Below are 15,174 nucleotides of genomic sequence, written 5' to 3' on the forward strand. Positions count from 1 at the left end.
CCGTCCCGTGTCCGCCGCCGTCGTCGCGGGAGCCGGGAACGCTCCGGTGACGCCCGCGTGACAGCCGGATCGCGGCACGGCTACGCGGGCGGCGGCATCCTCTCGGAAGCGGGCCGGCAGCACGGAACCGGGGGAGGATTCGGATGGGCGACTTCGGCGTCATCGCCGACGTTTCGACCACCATCGTGGGGTCGCTGACGCGGGCGCTGCTTCCCCTCGGCGGCGAGCAGCCGCCGATCGCGGTGCTGCACGACCTGTCCGATCCGGTGAGCACGTCGCCGCCGAAGCTCACGGTTTTCCTGTACGAGATCGCGGAAGACCCGGCCTCGCGCAACCGGCCGCCGGTGCGGTCGCTGCCGCCGGATCCGCCGACCACCCGCAAACCGCCGATGGCGCTGCTGCTGCGCTACCTGATCACGCCGTGGGGCGGCGACCAGGCGACCCAGCAGCGGATGATCGGCCGCGCGCTGCAGGTGCTCTACGACGACGCGATCCTGGACGGGGCCGAGCTGTCCGGAAGCCTGGCGGGGACGGCGGATTCGCTGCACGTCACGCTGACTTCGCTGACGCTGGACCAGAAATCCTGGGTCTGGTACGCGATCCAGAAGCCGTACCGGCTGTCGCTGAACTACGAAATCCGGGTGGTGAACCTGGACGTCGCCACGGAACTGGCGGTCCGGCCGGTGCTCACCCGGGTCATCGACGGGGTGCCGGCGACATGAGCCGCTTCCTGCCCCTCGCCCGGTCGGTGCTGTCGAGCCCGGCCTGGTTCGTGCCGTTCGACGACTACAACCGGCACGTGCGCACCGCGGGCGTGTCCGTGCTGCTGGACCGCTGGCACGAGGGTGCCTGGGTGCCGCAGGACACTGCCGCCGTGCGCACGCCGAGCGCGGCCGTGGCCTATCCCGGGCTGGGCAGGCGCGGCGCGGGCGAACCGCGACGCCACCGGGCCCGCTTCGTCGCCGCCGGGTACCAGCCGCTGTATCCGGCGGACGGCCAGCCGTTTTCGGCAGACCTAGTTGGCATCGAGTTCGTCGTGCGTTCTGAAGAAGACACGGCCCAACCGAGGCTGGTGCGGCTGCTGCCCGCCGTCACGTTCCCGTATCCGCCGGGCGTCCGGACGGTGCACGGAGTCGTGCTCGACGCGCGGACCCGGGCACCCCTGGAAAACGTGCTCGTCGAAGCGCGCGGCCGGGCGAGCCGGGACCCGGTTTCCTGGCACGAGCGCACGTTGTCCGGCGCGCGGGGCGCTTTCCGGCTCGCCCTGCGCTGGGAAGGCGAGAAGGCCGGCGAGCACGCCGTCGAGGAGACCTTCCGGCTGGAAGCCGTCCAGCGGCCGGGCCGGACCGGGTCGCTGGTCGTGCGGCTGCCCCGGGACGCCGGGACCCGGCATGTCATCGAGATCCGCGAGCAGTGAGGAAGAAGTGAGGAGCCAGCCATGCCCGAGTATCTGAGCCCCGGGGTCTACGTCGAGGAGATCGACGCGGGGCCCCGGCCGATCGCGGGGGTGAGCACCAGCACGGCGGGCATGGCCGGGGTCACCGCTCGCGGCCCGTACGCCGGAAAGCCCAAGCTGGTCACGAATTTCCTGGAGTTCCAGCGCCTTTTCGGCGGTTTCGTGGCGGAGCCGTCCGCCGCCGTGCGGGACGCCTGGGCGAACAATCCGTCCGAGGGCGGCCGCTGGTGGCTGTTCCCCTTGGCGGTCAAGGGTTTCTTCGACAACGGCGGACAGCGCCTCTACGTCAAGCGAGTGGTGAGCAAACAGGCGAAGCCCGCTTCCGGCGTGCTGGGGCAGGGGCTGGCGAGCCCGGTCGACGCGGACGCGGCGAAGGGCGCGACGAGCCTGCGCCTCGGCCACCTGATCGGCTTCTCCGGGGTCGGCCAGCAGCTCTCGATCGTCCGCGGCGACGACCAGCGGCCGATCGGGCCGGCGACCGTGACCGGCTACGACGTCGCCGCCCGGCGGATCGAGATCGACCCGCCGCTGCCCGCCGAGGTCCGGGCCTCCCGCGGCGACTACGTCCAGGCGGGCCCGCGCGGCACCGAAGGCACGATCGAGTTCTCGGCGATCAGCCCGGGCGCGTGGGGCGGCGACGTCCAGGTCCGGATCCAGCCCGTCGCCGGAGCCGCACTGCCGGTGCTGGCGGACCCGCAGGAGGGCGTGCAGTTCGTGACGCGGCTGGTCGCGGACGCCGCGGCGGACAGCGCGACGGTCGAGGTCGCGGCCGTCACCGGGCTCGCCGCCGGCGAACTGTGGGTGCAGATCGGGCCGCGCCGCTTCAAGGCCGACGCGGGCGAACCCGCGGACGGCAAGGTCACGCTGACCTTCGCCGCCGGGACCGCGCACCCCGCCTGGCGGACCGGGCTCGCGGTGCGCCGCGTGCGGCGGGCGAACACCGAAGCGGGGCCGAAGCTGCGCATCGGCGGGGCGAGCAGGCTGTACCCGGGCGCCGTGGTCCAGTTCGACGACGGGGAGCACCTGAGCGTCTTGCGGGTCACCGCGATCGAGGCGGACGTCGTGACCTTCGACGGGAACACGCCGCTGCTGTTCGAGACCGACCGGATCACCCTGGTCGAGGCCCAGGTGAACACCCGGTTCGCCAGCGCGGGCGGGGTTCCGGAGACCGAGGCGTTCGGCAACCTGCGGCTCGCTGGCGACCATCCGTCGAGCGTCGCGGCGACGCTGGCGAGCCGCTCCCGGCTGGTGAGCGCCACGGCGCTGCCCGGATTGTCGCTCGACCCGGCGAAGTTCCCGTTGCCCGCTGTCGGCTCCTGGCTGAGCCTGACCGGCGGCGACGACGCGCACGGGTCGCTGAGCGTGGCCGATTTCGTCGGCGAGGACGGCGGAAGCGGGGCGCGCACCGGGATCGTCGCGCTGGAGGACATCGACGAGATCGCGGTCTGCGCGGTGCCCGGCGTGTGGTCGGGGACAGTCGAATCCGCGCTCGTCACGCACTGCGAACTGCTCAAGGACCGGTTCGCGATCCTCGACCCGCAGGACGGCCTCGACATCGAGGGCATCCAGGCGTTCCGCGAACCGTTCGACACCAAGTACGCCGCGCTCTACTACCCGTGGCTGGTCACCCGCGATCCCTCGACGAACCAGGACGTCCAGGTGCCGCCGTCCGGCCACCTGGCGGGCATCTACGCCCGCGTGGACGCCGAGCGTGGAGTGCACAAGGCGCCGGCCAACGTCGTCATCCGGGGCGTGAAACTCACCGACGGCCTCGCCCAGGACGTCACCAAACGGCAGCAGGACCTGTTGAACCCCAGGGGAATCAACGCGCTGCGGTTCTTCCCCGGGCTCGGGCAGCGGGTGTGGGGCGCGCGGACGCTGTCCTCGGACAGTTCGTGGAAGTACATCAACGTCCGGCGGCTGTTCCTCTTCTTGGAGGAGTCGATCGACGAGGGCACCCAGTGGGTCGTGTTCGAGCCGAACGACGAAGCGCTGTGGGCGCTGGTCCGGCAGACCGTCACGAACTTCCTCACCACGGTCTGGCGCAGCGGCGCGCTCGCCGGCACCACCGCCGCCGAAGCGTTCTTCGTCGCCTGTGACCGTTCCACGATGACCGAGGACGACCTCGCCAACGGCAGGCTCGTCTGCGTCATCGGCGTCGCGCCGGTGTTCCCGGCCGAGTTCGTGATCTTCCGGATCCAGCAGAAGACCCGCGAGACCCAGCTCGCCTGAACCGGCCCAGCAAACAGCCCAGTACGCAAGGAGAATCGCCATGCCGCCCGTGATCAGGGACGATCCGTACGCGTCCTACAACTTCCAGGTCATCGTGACCAACGTCAGCGACGACGGGGTGGCGGTGAGCGGGTCCTTCGCCGAGGCGAGCGGGCTGGAACTGGAGATCCCGCCGATCGAGTACCGCACCGGCAGCGAGGACATCACCGTCCGGAAGGTCCCCGGGCTGAAGAAGTTCACCAACATCACCCTCAAGCGCGGCATCACCGGCCACGTCGGGTTCTGGAACTGGGTGGTGGAGGCGCTCAACGGGAAGGTGCGGCGCACGTCGGGTTCGATCGTGCTGCTGGACGAGAACCGCCAGGAGGCGATGCGCTGGAACTTCGACCGGGGCTGGCCGACCAAGTACACCGGCCCGACGCTGAGCGCGGCGAAGAACGAGATCGCCATGGAAACGCTCGTGCTGGCCGTCGAGAAACTGGAAATCGACGCCTGACATGCCTGCCGAAGCCCTTCCGGGCGTATCACTGACGTTCGCGCCGCGCGGCCCGGGCGAGGAACCGCTGCGCACCGACGTGGCGGCGTTCCTCGGCCGGCTCCGCCGCGGGCCGGTGGGCGCGCCCGTGCGGGTCGAGAGCTGGAACGACGTCGTGGGCGCGTTCGGGCCGCCGGACGGTTCGTCGGCGACGCCGTACGCGCTGCGTGGCTTCTTCGAGAACGGCGGCCGGACAGCGTGGGTGCTGCGGGTCTCCGGCCCGGCAGAGCCCGCGAGTGCACTGTGGACAGTCGGGGACCTCGCCGGTTTCGCGCATCGGCGTTACCGCGTGGTCGCCGCCAGCCCGGGGGCGTGGGCGAACGGGACCCGCGTCGCGATCCGGTTCCAGGCCAGCACGGTCGCCGGGCTGCCGACGGTCGGCGTCCGCGTGCTGGTGCCCGGGGAGTCGGCCGAGACGTTCTCCGGCATCGCGCCCGCCGAAGTGGCCGGAAGGCTCGCGTCGTCCCGGCTGATCCGGCTGGTACCGGACGGCGGCGAGCCGGAACCTGGTCCGCCGGGCCCGATTTCGCGGTCGTGGGACCTCACCCTGACCGGCGGGACCGACGCGCCGCCGGGCCGGGCCGAGTACTCCGCCGCGGTGGCCGCACAGGCGGACCTGCCCGAACCGGCGCTGGTGGCGCTGCCGGACCTCGGCACCGACCTCGATGGGCCTGCGCACACCGACACCGTGCTGGAGCTGATGAGCAGCGCGCTGGCCTCGCTGGATCGCCTGGCAGTACTGGACATCCCGCCCGGAGCGTCCTCTGTGGACGACGTAGTGGCCTGGACGGAATCGCTGGCCGGCGACAACGCGTTGCTCAGCACGGCGGCGGTCTACCATCCGCCGCTGCGCGTGCCGGACGGGCTGACTCCGCGCACGGTCCCGGCGTCGGGGCACGTGCTCGGGGTCATCGCCCGGCTCGACGTCGAACGCGGAGCGCACCACACCCCGGCCAACGCGGTGGTGCTGGACGCGGTCGATCTCGCGGCCGAATTCCCCGAGCCGCAACAGCTCCGGCTGTTCGACGCGGGCATCGACCTGATCCGCTGCACCCGGGGCCGGGGGCTGCAGGTGTGGGGCGGGCGCACGCTCTCGGCGGACCCGCGCACGCGGTACGTCGCACACCGCAGGCTGCTGCACCTGCTCGTCCGCGCCATCCGGCGGGTGGCGAGCCCGCTGGTGTTCGACGTGGACTCCCCGGAGCTGCGGCTGACCCTGGTGCGCGCGCTGACCTCCGTGCTGCTGTCGGCGTTCCGCGCGGGCGCGCTCGCCGGATCGCGGCCGGAGCAGGCGTTCCGCGTGGTGTGCGACGACGTGACCAACCCGCCGGAGCGGGACCCGGGGCAGGTGGTCTGCGAGATCGAGGTCGCGCCCGCGGTGCCGATGGAGTTCATCCGGCTGCGCCTCGTGCTCGGCCAGGACCGCAGCCTGGAGGTGATCGAGGCATGACGTCGCCGGACCCGCTGCCCAAGTACAGCTTCGTCGTCACCCTCGACCCGGGAGACGCCTATCTGCCGCCGGCGCAGGCGCTGCTGCTGCCGCTGGTCGCGGCGGGCGCGTTCCAGGAGGTCACCGGGCTCGGCGCGCAGCTGGAAGTGACGAGCTACGCCGAGGGCGGGCGCAACGAGACCACGCACCAGCTTCCGGTGCGGCACAAGTGGAACCCGATCACGCTGAAGCGCGGGGTGGTGCGCGATCCCGGGCTGTGGGCGTGGTACCAGGCCGGGCTGGCCGATTCGCTCGGCGCCCGCCGCGACGGCGCGGCGATCCTGCTCGGCCCGGACGGGGTGCCGGCCGCGGCGTGGGCGTTCCACGGCGGGCTCGCGTCGAAGTGGACCGGGCCGGACCTGCACGCCGAGCAGAACGCGATCGCCGTGGAGGCACTGGAAATCACCCACGAAGGACTGACGAAAGTCCTTTAAGGACACTGCGGACACTGCGGCACAAGAAACGGGGAGGAGAACGGCATGCCGAACGTGGTCATCCACAACCTCGAGGTCCGGTTCCAGGTGGACGGCGACGACGGGGCCGTGTTCACCCGCCTGTTCAACAAGCACATCCAGGCGTGGTCCTGGCTGTACGAGCGGGAATGCGCGCGGGCGGGCCACACCGCGGCCGAACGCCGGATCGGCGACCGGGAGGAGCGCCCGTGACCGCGCCGGTGCCGTTCGCCGGGCAGGGCTCCGCGCTTGCCCGGCTGGAGATCGTCCGGCCGGAGATCGCCGACGAGCGGGCCCGGCGGATCCCGCTGCGCTTCAACCCGACCGACTACAAGCTGAGCAAGACCAGCACCTTCGCCGAGATCACCATCCCCGGGCTGGAAACGCCGCCGCTGCAGTACGTCCGGGGCGAGACCGAGACGCTCGCCGTGCAGGCCCTGGTGGACACCTCCGACACGCTGGAGAACGTCCGGACCGCCTACGTCGACGCGGTGCGGAACCTGCTGCGCCCGGACCGCCGGGAGCACGCGCCGCCGGTCGTCCGGTTCGTGTGGGACGAGGCGGTCTTCACCGGGGTCGTGGACAAGCTGGAGGTCGGCTACCAGCTGTTCCGGCCGGACGGGGTGCCGCTGCGCGCGATGCTCGACCTTTCGCTGAAGGAGTTCCGCCCGGCCGCCGCGCAGGTCGCGGACTCGCCGCGGTCGTCGCCGACGGTGGAGAAGACGTACGTGGTGCGCCGCGGCGACACGCTCAGCAGCATTTCCGCCGCGGTGTACCGGCGGCCCGGCGCGTGGCGGGAACTGGCGCGCGCCAACGGGATCGGCGATCCGCGCGACCTGCGGCCGGGGCGGGTGCTGACCGTGCCCCGGCTGGCGTGAGGGGAGCGCGATGAGCAGCCCGGCACCGGAGGTCGCCTCGCCCGACCGGTACGCGCCCGAGTTCGAGGTGCGGATCGAGGGCCTGGAGCTGGATCCGTCCACGAAGAACGACATCATCGACATCAAGGTGAACCGCGACCTCGAGGAGATGTCCGGCTTCGACCTGACGCTGAACAACTGGGACGACGTGCACCTGAAGTTCAAGCACAGCGACTCGCCGCGGTTCCGGCTGGGCAGCCGGGTTTCGGTCCGGCTCGGGTACGCCGAGCAGGTGCTGACCGTCGCCACCGGGACGATCAGCACGCTCAGCCCCAAATTCGCCGACTCCGCGTCGCCGACGGTCGGCGTGAGCGGCGTGGACGGGATGCTGCGGCTCAAGGACCGCAAGCCCGCCGAGAACGAGGTCAAGATCTACCGCAACCTGCCGGACTGGCGGATCGCCGAGCAGATCGCCCAGCGCAACCACCTGCGGATCGTGGCCACCCAGGAGGGGCCGGTGCACGACGTCGTGGTGCAGAAGAACCAGGACGACGCGAGTTTCCTGATGGAGCGCGCGAAACGGCTGGACTTCGACTGCTATCTGCTGCCGGACCCGGACTCCGGCGAGGACACGCTCTACTTCGTCAAGCCGACCGACGGCCGCGACAGCCGCCCGATCCGCGTGTTCCGGCTCGCCTACGCGCCGGGCCTGACCACCGGCCCGGCCGTGCTGCCCGAGGGGCTGGTGCCCAATCTGCTCGAGTTCACCCCGACGCTCACGCTGTCGAAGCAGGTCGGCAAGCTCACCGTGCGCGGCTGGGATCCCCGCACCAAACAGCCGTTCGCGTTCACCGCGACCGCGGAAAACCTTCCGGCGGGCCAGAATTCGGCGGACGGCCAGAGCGGACCGGAGACCGCGGACAGCACGCTGGGCGGGCGGCAGGACGTCGTGGTCGACGCGCCGGTCACCAGCGACCAGGAGGCGCGCGAGCTGGCGATCAGCCTGCTGCGGGAGCGGGCGTACGAGTTCATCACCGCGACCGGCCGGGTGGCCGGCCTGCCCGAACTGCGGCCCGGCGACAACCTGGAGGTCTACGGCCTCGGCAAGCGGTTCTCCGGCACCTACTTCGTCAAGCGCGTCGAGCACACGCTGAACACCAGCGGGTTCTTCACCTCGTTCACCGCCCGGCGGATCCACCAGGGGGACAAGTGACCAGCACCGCGCCCCGCGCGCGCACCACGGATCGGCGTTTCTACGGCGTCGTCGAGGCCATCGTCGAGGAGAACGACGGCGACGACGAGGGCCGGGTGAAGCTGAAGTTCCCGTGGTTCGACGGGACCACGGTCACCGACTGGTGCCGGGTCTCGCAGCTCTACGCGGGCAACGGCTACGGCTCGCTCTTCGTGCCGGAGAAGGGCGACGAGGTGCTGGTCGCGTTCGTGCACGGGGACATGCGGTTCCCGATCGTGCTGGGCGGTCTGTATAACGGCGTAGACAAGCCGCCGTCGGCGCGTACCGACGGTCGCGACCAGAAGCTCATCCGGACGAAGCACGGCCACGAGGTCCTGCTCGACGACACCGGCGGAAAGGCCGCGGTGCGGGTGAAATCGGCCGCCGGGCACGTCGTGGAACTCGACGACGAGGGCAAAGCCATCCGGATCACCGCGGCGGCCGGCGGGAGCGTGACGGTGTCCGCGGACGGGGAGGTCACGCTCAAGGCCCCGAAGGTGACCATCGATTCGTCTGCCATCGATCTCGGCGGCGGGGCCACCGAACCGCTGGTGCTCGGGAACGCGCTGCTGCAGGCCTACAACACGCACACCCATGCGACGGCGGGAGCACCACCCGCTCAGCTGCTCGATGACGGCGTACTGGCGAAGAAGGCGAAAACGCTATGACCAGTCCCGAATTCCTGGGTACCGGCTGGCGGTTCCCGATCCTGCCGGACGAAGCCGGGCGGCTCGGGTACGCCGTCGGGGAGCAGAGCGTCGAGCACTGCCTGCGCGCGCTGCTGCTCACCGCCACCGGCGAGCGGGTCATGCGGCCGGATTTCGGCACCCGCGCGCAGGAATCGGTGTTCGCGCCCGGCAGTGTGCAGAGCCTGCGCGATCTCGAACAGTCGATCGCCTCGGCGGTGCGCGCGTACGAGCCCCGGGTGGAGCTGGACGAGGTCCGCGCGGAGACGGACCCGGCGGAGGAATCCCGCGTCACCGTTTCGGTGGTGTACCGGATCCGGAGCAGCAACACCAAGGCGAACCTGGTGTTCCCGTTCTACGTCGGCCTCGCCGGGAGCACGCCGTGACCCTGCCCGCGCCGAAGCTGGACGATCTCACCTGGGCCGACATGATGGCGGCCATCCGCCGGCGCATCCCGGCGGAGTCGGACGGCACGTGGACCCTGCACGCGCCGTCGGATCCCGGTGTCACGCTGCTGGAACTGTTCGCGTATCTGCTGGAGCAGCGCCTGTACTGGCTCGACCAGGTGCCGGACGCGCTGGTGCTGGCGCTGCTGCGGCTGCTCGGGCTCGACCCGCCGCGCCCCGCCTGTCCCGCCGCCACCGTCCTGCGGCTGAGCGCCGAACGGCCGGGAACGCCGGTGCCGGTGGTGCCCGCCGGAACGGTCCTTTCCCGGGACCCGTCCGGGGCGGTCGCCTTCTCCCTCGACCACGATGTCGCGGTCTTCCCGCTGGAGCCCGGCGGTGAGGCGACCGTGTGGACCGATCGCGACCGGACGGCGGATCTCCGGGCCCGGCGCGGGGTTCCGCTGCTGGCTGGTTCCGCGGCAGAGGCCCGGTTCACCCTGCCGTTCACCGGCGCGTGGCCCGCTCCCGGCTGGCTTTCCCTGCTGGTCGAACTGGAAACGCCCGCCGCGTCGCCGCCGTCGTGGTCGCCTCGCGCGGTCCCGGAGGTGGCACCGCCCGCCGAGCTGGTCTGGTCGTGGTTCCGCCCGGGAACCGGGATCTCCGGAGCCTTCGAAGAGGTCGAGGACGGCACGGCCGGGCTCCGGCGCTCCGGCGTAGTCCGTCTCCGCCCGCCCGCTGAATGGTCCACTATGGACGCTGGACTGCTCGTGTCGACCCCGGCGGCCACCTACTCCGCGCCGCCAAGACTGCTTCAGCTGGCGGTGAACGTTTCCGCCGCGCGCCACCGCGAAGACCGGGTCGCGACCGGGGCCGAACTGGGCGGGCAGATCGCGGACTGGCTGAAGCTGCCCGGCTCTCGCCTGGTCCTGCCCGAGGCGGCAGACCGGCTGCTCGACGCGTCGCTGCGGCTGGCGGACGAGGAGTGGCTGCAGGCGCCGGACTTCACCTTCGGCGCGTCGGCGGACCGGATCTTCGTCACCGACCGCGCGGACGGTGCGCTGGTCTTCGGCGACGGCCTCACCGGACGGGTCCCGTGGCCGTCCGACGACGTCGAGGTCCGCTACAGCATCGGCGGCGGCCGTGCCGGAAACGGCGGGATGACGGCGAACTGGCTGCCCACCGGCGATTTCGACGGTGCGCTGGCGGCGGCCAACGTCGTGCGGGCCGAGGACGGCGAGGACCCGGAAACCGTCGCCGCCGCCCGCCGCCGGGCCGCCGGTGCGCTGGGAGAGGTGACCCGCGCGGTCACCGCCGAGGACTTCGTGACGCTCGCCCGGACCACGCCGGGCGTGGCGGTCGCCCGCGCGTACGCCGCGCTCGGCGATCATCCAGGCTTCCCGTGCTCGCAAGTGCCGGGGGCGGTGACTGTCCACATCGTCCCGTCGGTGCCGCGTGCCGACTTCGCGCGCGAGGACTTCGTCGCTGCGCCCGTACCGGATCCCGGCATGGTGTGCGCGGTCTCTCGTCGGCTCGCTGAGGCGCGGCTGCTGACGTCGGAGGTTTTCGTCCGCGGCCCGGTCTATCGACGGGTTTCGGTGCGTGTCGATCTCTCGGGCGAACCGGCCGACCGGGTCCGGGTGTCCACTGTGGCCAGTGCGGCGTTGCGCCGGTACCTCGACCCGCTCGTCGGCGGGGACGAGGGGAGCGGCTGGCCGTTCGGGGAACCGCTGCGGCAGTCGGCGTTGCTGCGGGCTGTGCAGGGGGCGCTGGGAGATCTCGCGGACGTCGCCGCGGTGGCGATCGGTCTCGACGGAGCGGAACCCTCGCAGGACTGTCGCGAGGTCCCGTTGCGCCCCGGTGACCTGCCGGTGCTGGGCACGGTGCGGACGCGGATCGTGCCCGCGGCGGACGTGAGGGAGGGGCTGGCATGACGGGCGCGGTGTGGTGGGAACGCGAGGCGGGAACTGAGGGCCGGATCGTCCCCGGACCCGGCCCGACCGGGGTCCAGCCCGAACTGCTCGACCCGACCCGCGAGTCGGCGCGCGCGGGCGTCCGCGGCCGGATCGCCGGCTACACCCCGGACTGGACCGGCCCGGACCGCCAGGACGCCGGGGTCGCGCTGGTGCGGCTGTTCGGCACGCTGGCCGAACCCGTGCTCGCCCGGGTGAACCGGCTGCCGGAGAAAGTCCTCGCCGAGCAGCTGGCGACAGCAGGCGTCCGGCGGCGGCCCGCTGGCGCGGCGGCCGCGTTGCTGGAGTTCACGGTCAACCCGCCGGACGGGGCGTCGGTGCTGATCCCGGCCGGCTTCCAGGCCGTCGCGACCGCGGCGGGCGGGCAGGTGATCTACGAGACCGACCAAGACCTCTATGCGACCCCGGCCGCCCTGGGGGCCATCGCGGCGCAGGACGCGGGCGGGCTGGAGCCGATCCCGCTCGGGCCCGCCGGGCCGGGCAGGCCGTTCCCGCCGTTCGGCCGCGACCCGCAGCCGGGGAACGCGCTGTGGCTCGGGCTGAGCGGCGCGGCGAGCCCGTATCCCTTGCTGTCCCTCGGTTTCGTCGTCGACGCGGCGGCTCCCGCTGACTCCGCGCCCTTGCTGCGCTGGGACATTCTCGACGGCACCCGCTTTGTGCCCGCCGAGGTGGCGCGCGACGAGACTCGCGGGCTGCGGACAAGCGGGACGGTGGAGCTGCGGATTCCCCGCACCTGGACGCCGGGCGTTCCGCCGGGTGCCCGGCCGGGCCCGCCAATGCGCTGGCTGCGGCTGCAGATCGCGCACGGCGAGTTCGACGGCCCCGCCCCGGTACTCGCCGGGAGCCGGCTGAACATGGTCGCGGCGACCGCGGCGCGCACGATCCGGGACGAGCCGCTGATGCCGATCGACGACCCGGCCGACACCGGCCGCCGCCGGATGCGGCTCAGCCAGGTGCCGATTCTCGCGGGCTCGGTCGTGATCGAGGTCGACGACGACCCCAGCGGCGACGTCTTCGGCACCACCAGGGGCGCCGGGACACGGTGGACCGAGGTGGAAAGCCTGGCGTCGGCTGGCGCGGACGACCGGGTCTTCGCGGTGGACCACGAGACCGGAGAGGTGAGCTTCGGCGACGGCGTGCACGGTGCGGCCGTCCCGCCGGGGTTCCGCAACGTCCGAGCGGTGCGGTACCGCGTGGGCGGCGGAAGCGCCGGAGCGGTGCGTGCGGGCGCGGTCAACGGCGTCGTGACGGCGTTGCCGTTCGTGAGCCGGGTCAGCAACCCGTTTCCGGCTTCGGGCGGCACGGACCCCGAGCCCGACGCCGACGCGATCCGCCGTGGCACCGCGGAACTGCGCGCCCGCGGACGGGCCGTGGCACCGGCCGACTACGGCCTGCTGGCCATCCGCGCGCCCGGCGCTTCGATCGCTCGCGCGCACGGCGTGCCGGGGCTGCACCCGAGCTTCCCCGGCGAGCCGATCCCCGGGGTGGTCGGGGTGCTCGTGGTACCGCCGCTGGACGATTCCGGCGAACCGCCGGTGCCCACGGCGGCGACTCTGCGTGCGGTGGCAAGCTTTCTCACCCGCGAGGTCGCGCCCGTCGGGGTGACCGTGGTGGCGGTGCCGGCGCGGTTCCATCGGGTGGCGGTGGAGGCGTGGGTCAGCCTCGACCCGGACCAGGAGCGGGCCGCCGTGCTCGCCCGGGCGAGTGCCGCGTTGACGACGTACCTGGACCCGGTGCGGGGCGGCGAGGACGGCGCGGGCTGGCCGTTCGGCGGCGCGCTGCGGCACACGTCGCTGGTGCGCCGCGTGCTCGCGAGCGACGGAATCCGCGCGGTGTCCCAGCTTTCGCTCGTCATCGACGGGCTGCGGCTGCCGCCGTGCACCGATCACGCGATCCCGCCGCACTCGCTCGTCTGGCCGGAGCGGCCGCTGCTGATCCCGGTGGGAGGCCGATCGTGACCTGCGGACAAGCACCCGCGACGTTCCGGCTGCTCGACGCCTACTCCGGGTGGGACGAGCTGGAAGTCGAGGACCTCACCGGATTCGCCGACCCGGCCGGGGTCCGTCTCGCGCATCCCGGCGCGGGGCCGTCGAGGAGCGAACTGCTGCCCTGGTTCCCCGACCCTCGCTTGGCGCCCGGATGCCAGCCGTGCTCGTGGTACCTGCTGGTGCCCGAACGCCGCGAGCTGCTGCACCGGGACACCTGCGGAGCCTGGACACCGGTGTGGCAGGGCTGCGATCCCGCGCTCCTGCGCAGGCCGGTATCCGTTGCGGCACGGGCGCATCGGCTCGCCGTGGTGGACGACGGCCGGGTCTTCGTGTGGCGGCGCGAGGGCGAGCAGCTGGCCGGGGTGATCGAGATTTCCCGGCCCACGCTGGCCGCGCTCGGACCCCGCGACGAGGTCCTCGTGGCCCGCGAGGACAGCACGGACCTGTGGCGGTTCGGCTCAGACGGAGCGCCGCGCGGCGTCGTCCGCACCGGGGTGCCTGGCCGGATCATCGGGCTGCGGACCGGCCCGCGCCGGACGATCTGGCTGCTCGCCGAGGACAGCGCCGGGCTCCGGATCTATCGCGGGGGAGCGCACCGTCCTTTTGAGACATCCACAATGGACGAACTGGCCGCCGCGCTCCGGCCGAGCACGCTCGTCGCGGCGGACGACGCCGGGTTCTGCCTGCGGGAGAACGGCGAGGACGGCGTCCGGACGACGTGCTGGACCTGGCAGGGCGAACTCCGGACCGAACCGCCGCCTGAACCCGTCCAGTACCGGCGGTCCGGGTCGTACGTCAGTGCCCTGATCGACAGCGGCATCTCGCGCTGCCGGTGGCACGGCGTGCGCGTCGAGGCCGAGATTCCGGTCGGCACCGCGGTTTCGCTCGATCTCGTCGTCACCGAGGACGGCCAATTCGCCGACAGCGACTGGCAGACCGCGCCGCCGGGCACCACCGACTTCCTGGTCCAGCAGCCGCCCGGCCGCTACCTCAAGCTCCGGCTGCGGCTGTCCGGGGACGGCCGGAAAACCCCGGTCGTCCGCCGCGTCCGGCTGGACTTCCCCCGTTCGACCAGCGCGGACCTTCTCCCGCCCGCGTACCGGCAGGACCCCGCCGCGGACGATTTCACCGAGCGGTTCCTGTCGCTGTTCGACGCGTCGCTGGCCGAGATCGACCGGGTGATCGAGCGTTACCCGGCACTGCTCGACCACTCCGGCGTGCCGGACCGCGTGCTGCCGTGGCTGGCCGGGCTGCTCGGCCTGTCGTTCGAGGCGGGCTGGGACGCGCGGACCCGCCGCAAGCTGATCGACGCGGCCCCGGAGCTGTACCGGCGGCGGGGAACGCCGTGGGCGCTCAAGAAAGCGGTGTGCATCGTCTTCGGGACCGAGCCGGTGCTCGACGAGCTGGCGAACGACCGCCGCTGGGCGCAGGTCCGCGCGGCGGCGGGCGGGACCGGGCCGGGGCTGGGCTCGATACGGCTGTTCGGCCGCTCGTCGAGCCGGTTCCGGATCGGAGGTTCGGCGCTGGGCGGCGCTCCGCTGCGGGCGTTCGGCGACCCGGACGCCGACCCGCTTACCGCGCACGCGCACCGGTTCCGGGTGCTCCTCCCCGCAGGAGGGGCGGACGAGGACGCGGTGCGGCGGCTGGTCGAACGGCAGGCGCCGGCCCACACGAGGGCGTCGGTCCGGATCGGCGGAAGGGGGTTCGTGGTGGGCGCGCAGTCCGCTGTCGGCGTGGACACCGCGTTCGTCCCGCTGCCGCCGCCGGTGCTGGGCCGGGGACTGCGCTTGAACCGCGACGGCGTGCTGCGGCCGGGGCGCGCGGGTCCGCGCCACGCGGTGCGGCCAGGCGTGACCGCGGCGGTCGGCGTGCACACACAGGTGTTCTGAGAG

At 72.7% G+C, this 15,174-nt stretch carries 14 protein-coding genes; all 14 read left to right on the plus strand.

Annotated features, from left to right (window positions below; genetic code table 11):
• The first annotated feature begins 143 nt into the window (after nucleotides 1–143).
• The 14 genes from ACFSVL_RS09675 to ACFSVL_RS09740 are packed head-to-tail and all read left to right on the plus strand — an operon-like array spanning nucleotide 144 to nucleotide 15,171.
• Nucleotides 144–722: a DUF4255 domain-containing protein gene (locus ACFSVL_RS09675; protein WP_378302587.1), complete on the plus strand. Its 579-nt coding sequence runs from the start codon at nucleotides 144–146 to the stop codon at nucleotides 720–722.
• Entirely contained in the window at nucleotides 719–1,417 is a 699-nt protein-coding gene (locus ACFSVL_RS09680) for a carboxypeptidase regulatory-like domain-containing protein (protein ID WP_378302589.1), read from the plus strand. Before ACFSVL_RS09675 ends, ACFSVL_RS09680 begins: the two co-directional genes overlap by 4 nt.
• Before the next feature lie 21 nt (nucleotides 1,418–1,438).
• Entirely contained in the window at nucleotides 1,439–3,688 is a 2,250-nt protein-coding gene (locus tag ACFSVL_RS09685; RefSeq protein ID WP_378302591.1) for a phage tail sheath family protein, read from the plus strand.
• 40 nt (nucleotides 3,689–3,728) lie between these two features.
• On the plus strand, nucleotides 3,729–4,184 hold the full coding sequence (locus ACFSVL_RS09690) for a phage tail protein (protein WP_378302593.1): 456 nt from the start codon (nucleotides 3,729–3,731) through the stop codon (nucleotides 4,182–4,184).
• 1 nt (nucleotide 4,185) lies between these two features.
• Complete coding sequence (locus ACFSVL_RS09695) at nucleotides 4,186–5,673, plus strand: phage tail sheath family protein (RefSeq protein ID WP_378302595.1); 1,488 nt, start codon at nucleotides 4,186–4,188, stop codon at nucleotides 5,671–5,673.
• Nucleotides 5,670–6,146 (plus strand): phage tail protein, encoded by a 477-nt coding sequence (locus tag ACFSVL_RS09700; RefSeq protein ID WP_378302597.1) that lies wholly within the window; start codon nucleotides 5,670–5,672, stop codon nucleotides 6,144–6,146. Before ACFSVL_RS09695 ends, ACFSVL_RS09700 begins: the two co-directional genes overlap by 4 nt.
• A gap of 45 nt (nucleotides 6,147–6,191) precedes the next feature.
• A complete protein-coding gene (locus ACFSVL_RS09705) occupies nucleotides 6,192–6,377 on the plus strand; it encodes a putative phage tail protein (RefSeq protein ID WP_378302599.1) in 186 nt (61 codons plus the stop codon).
• The gene (locus tag ACFSVL_RS09710) at nucleotides 6,374–7,042 is read left to right on the plus strand and encodes a CIS tube protein (RefSeq protein WP_378302601.1); all 669 of its coding nucleotides are present in this window, start codon (nucleotides 6,374–6,376) and stop codon (nucleotides 7,040–7,042) included. The genes ACFSVL_RS09705 and ACFSVL_RS09710 overlap by 4 nt, the downstream gene beginning before the upstream one ends.
• Nucleotides 7,043–7,052: 10 nt before the next feature.
• Nucleotides 7,053–8,234 (plus strand): phage late control D family protein, encoded by a 1,182-nt coding sequence (locus ACFSVL_RS09715; protein WP_378302603.1) that lies wholly within the window; start codon nucleotides 7,053–7,055, stop codon nucleotides 8,232–8,234.
• Nucleotides 8,231–8,920, plus strand: coding sequence for a phage baseplate assembly protein V (locus ACFSVL_RS09720; protein WP_378302605.1), 690 nt, complete (start codon nucleotides 8,231–8,233; stop codon nucleotides 8,918–8,920). The genes ACFSVL_RS09715 and ACFSVL_RS09720 overlap by 4 nt, the downstream gene beginning before the upstream one ends.
• Nucleotides 8,917–9,324: a GPW/gp25 family protein gene (locus ACFSVL_RS09725; protein ID WP_378302607.1), complete on the plus strand. Its 408-nt coding sequence runs from the start codon at nucleotides 8,917–8,919 to the stop codon at nucleotides 9,322–9,324. Before ACFSVL_RS09720 ends, ACFSVL_RS09725 begins: the two co-directional genes overlap by 4 nt.
• Nucleotides 9,321–11,255 (plus strand): putative baseplate assembly protein, encoded by a 1,935-nt coding sequence (locus ACFSVL_RS09730; protein ID WP_378302609.1) that lies wholly within the window; start codon nucleotides 9,321–9,323, stop codon nucleotides 11,253–11,255. The genes ACFSVL_RS09725 and ACFSVL_RS09730 overlap by 4 nt, the downstream gene beginning before the upstream one ends.
• Nucleotides 11,252–13,252, plus strand: a complete 2,001-nt coding sequence (locus ACFSVL_RS09735; protein WP_378302610.1) for a putative baseplate assembly protein — start codon at nucleotides 11,252–11,254, stop codon at nucleotides 13,250–13,252. The genes ACFSVL_RS09730 and ACFSVL_RS09735 overlap by 4 nt, the downstream gene beginning before the upstream one ends.
• Nucleotides 13,249–15,171 (plus strand): phage tail protein, encoded by a 1,923-nt coding sequence (locus tag ACFSVL_RS09740; RefSeq protein ID WP_378302612.1) that lies wholly within the window; start codon nucleotides 13,249–13,251, stop codon nucleotides 15,169–15,171. Before ACFSVL_RS09735 ends, ACFSVL_RS09740 begins: the two co-directional genes overlap by 4 nt.
• Nucleotides 15,172–15,174 lie beyond the last annotated feature (3 nt).

This window comes from Amycolatopsis silviterrae, from assembly GCF_042684085.1.
Taxonomy (GTDB): domain Bacteria; phylum Actinomycetota; class Actinomycetes; order Mycobacteriales; family Pseudonocardiaceae; genus Amycolatopsis; species Amycolatopsis silviterrae.

Excerpts from the sequence above, each read along its gene's own strand:
- ACFSVL_RS09735 (WP_378302610.1), top strand. The coding sequence starts at position 11,252 with ATGACGGGCGCGGTGTGGTGGGAACGCGAGGCGGGAACTGAGGGCCGG.
- ACFSVL_RS09675 (WP_378302587.1), top strand. The coding sequence starts at position 144 with ATGGGCGACTTCGGCGTCATCGCCGACGTTTCGACCACCATCGTGGGG.
- ACFSVL_RS09705 (WP_378302599.1), top strand. The coding sequence starts at position 6,192 with ATGCCGAACGTGGTCATCCACAACCTCGAGGTCCGGTTCCAGGTGGAC.
- ACFSVL_RS09725 (WP_378302607.1), top strand. The coding sequence starts at position 8,917 with ATGACCAGTCCCGAATTCCTGGGTACCGGCTGGCGGTTCCCGATCCTG.
- ACFSVL_RS09680 (WP_378302589.1), top strand. The coding sequence starts at position 719 with ATGAGCCGCTTCCTGCCCCTCGCCCGGTCGGTGCTGTCGAGCCCGGCC.
- ACFSVL_RS09715 (WP_378302603.1), top strand. The coding sequence starts at position 7,053 with ATGAGCAGCCCGGCACCGGAGGTCGCCTCGCCCGACCGGTACGCGCCC.
- ACFSVL_RS09685 (WP_378302591.1), top strand. The coding sequence starts at position 1,439 with ATGCCCGAGTATCTGAGCCCCGGGGTCTACGTCGAGGAGATCGACGCG.
- ACFSVL_RS09695 (WP_378302595.1), top strand. The coding sequence starts at position 4,186 with ATGCCTGCCGAAGCCCTTCCGGGCGTATCACTGACGTTCGCGCCGCGC.
- ACFSVL_RS09690 (WP_378302593.1), top strand. The coding sequence starts at position 3,729 with ATGCCGCCCGTGATCAGGGACGATCCGTACGCGTCCTACAACTTCCAG.
- ACFSVL_RS09700 (WP_378302597.1), top strand. The coding sequence starts at position 5,670 with ATGACGTCGCCGGACCCGCTGCCCAAGTACAGCTTCGTCGTCACCCTC.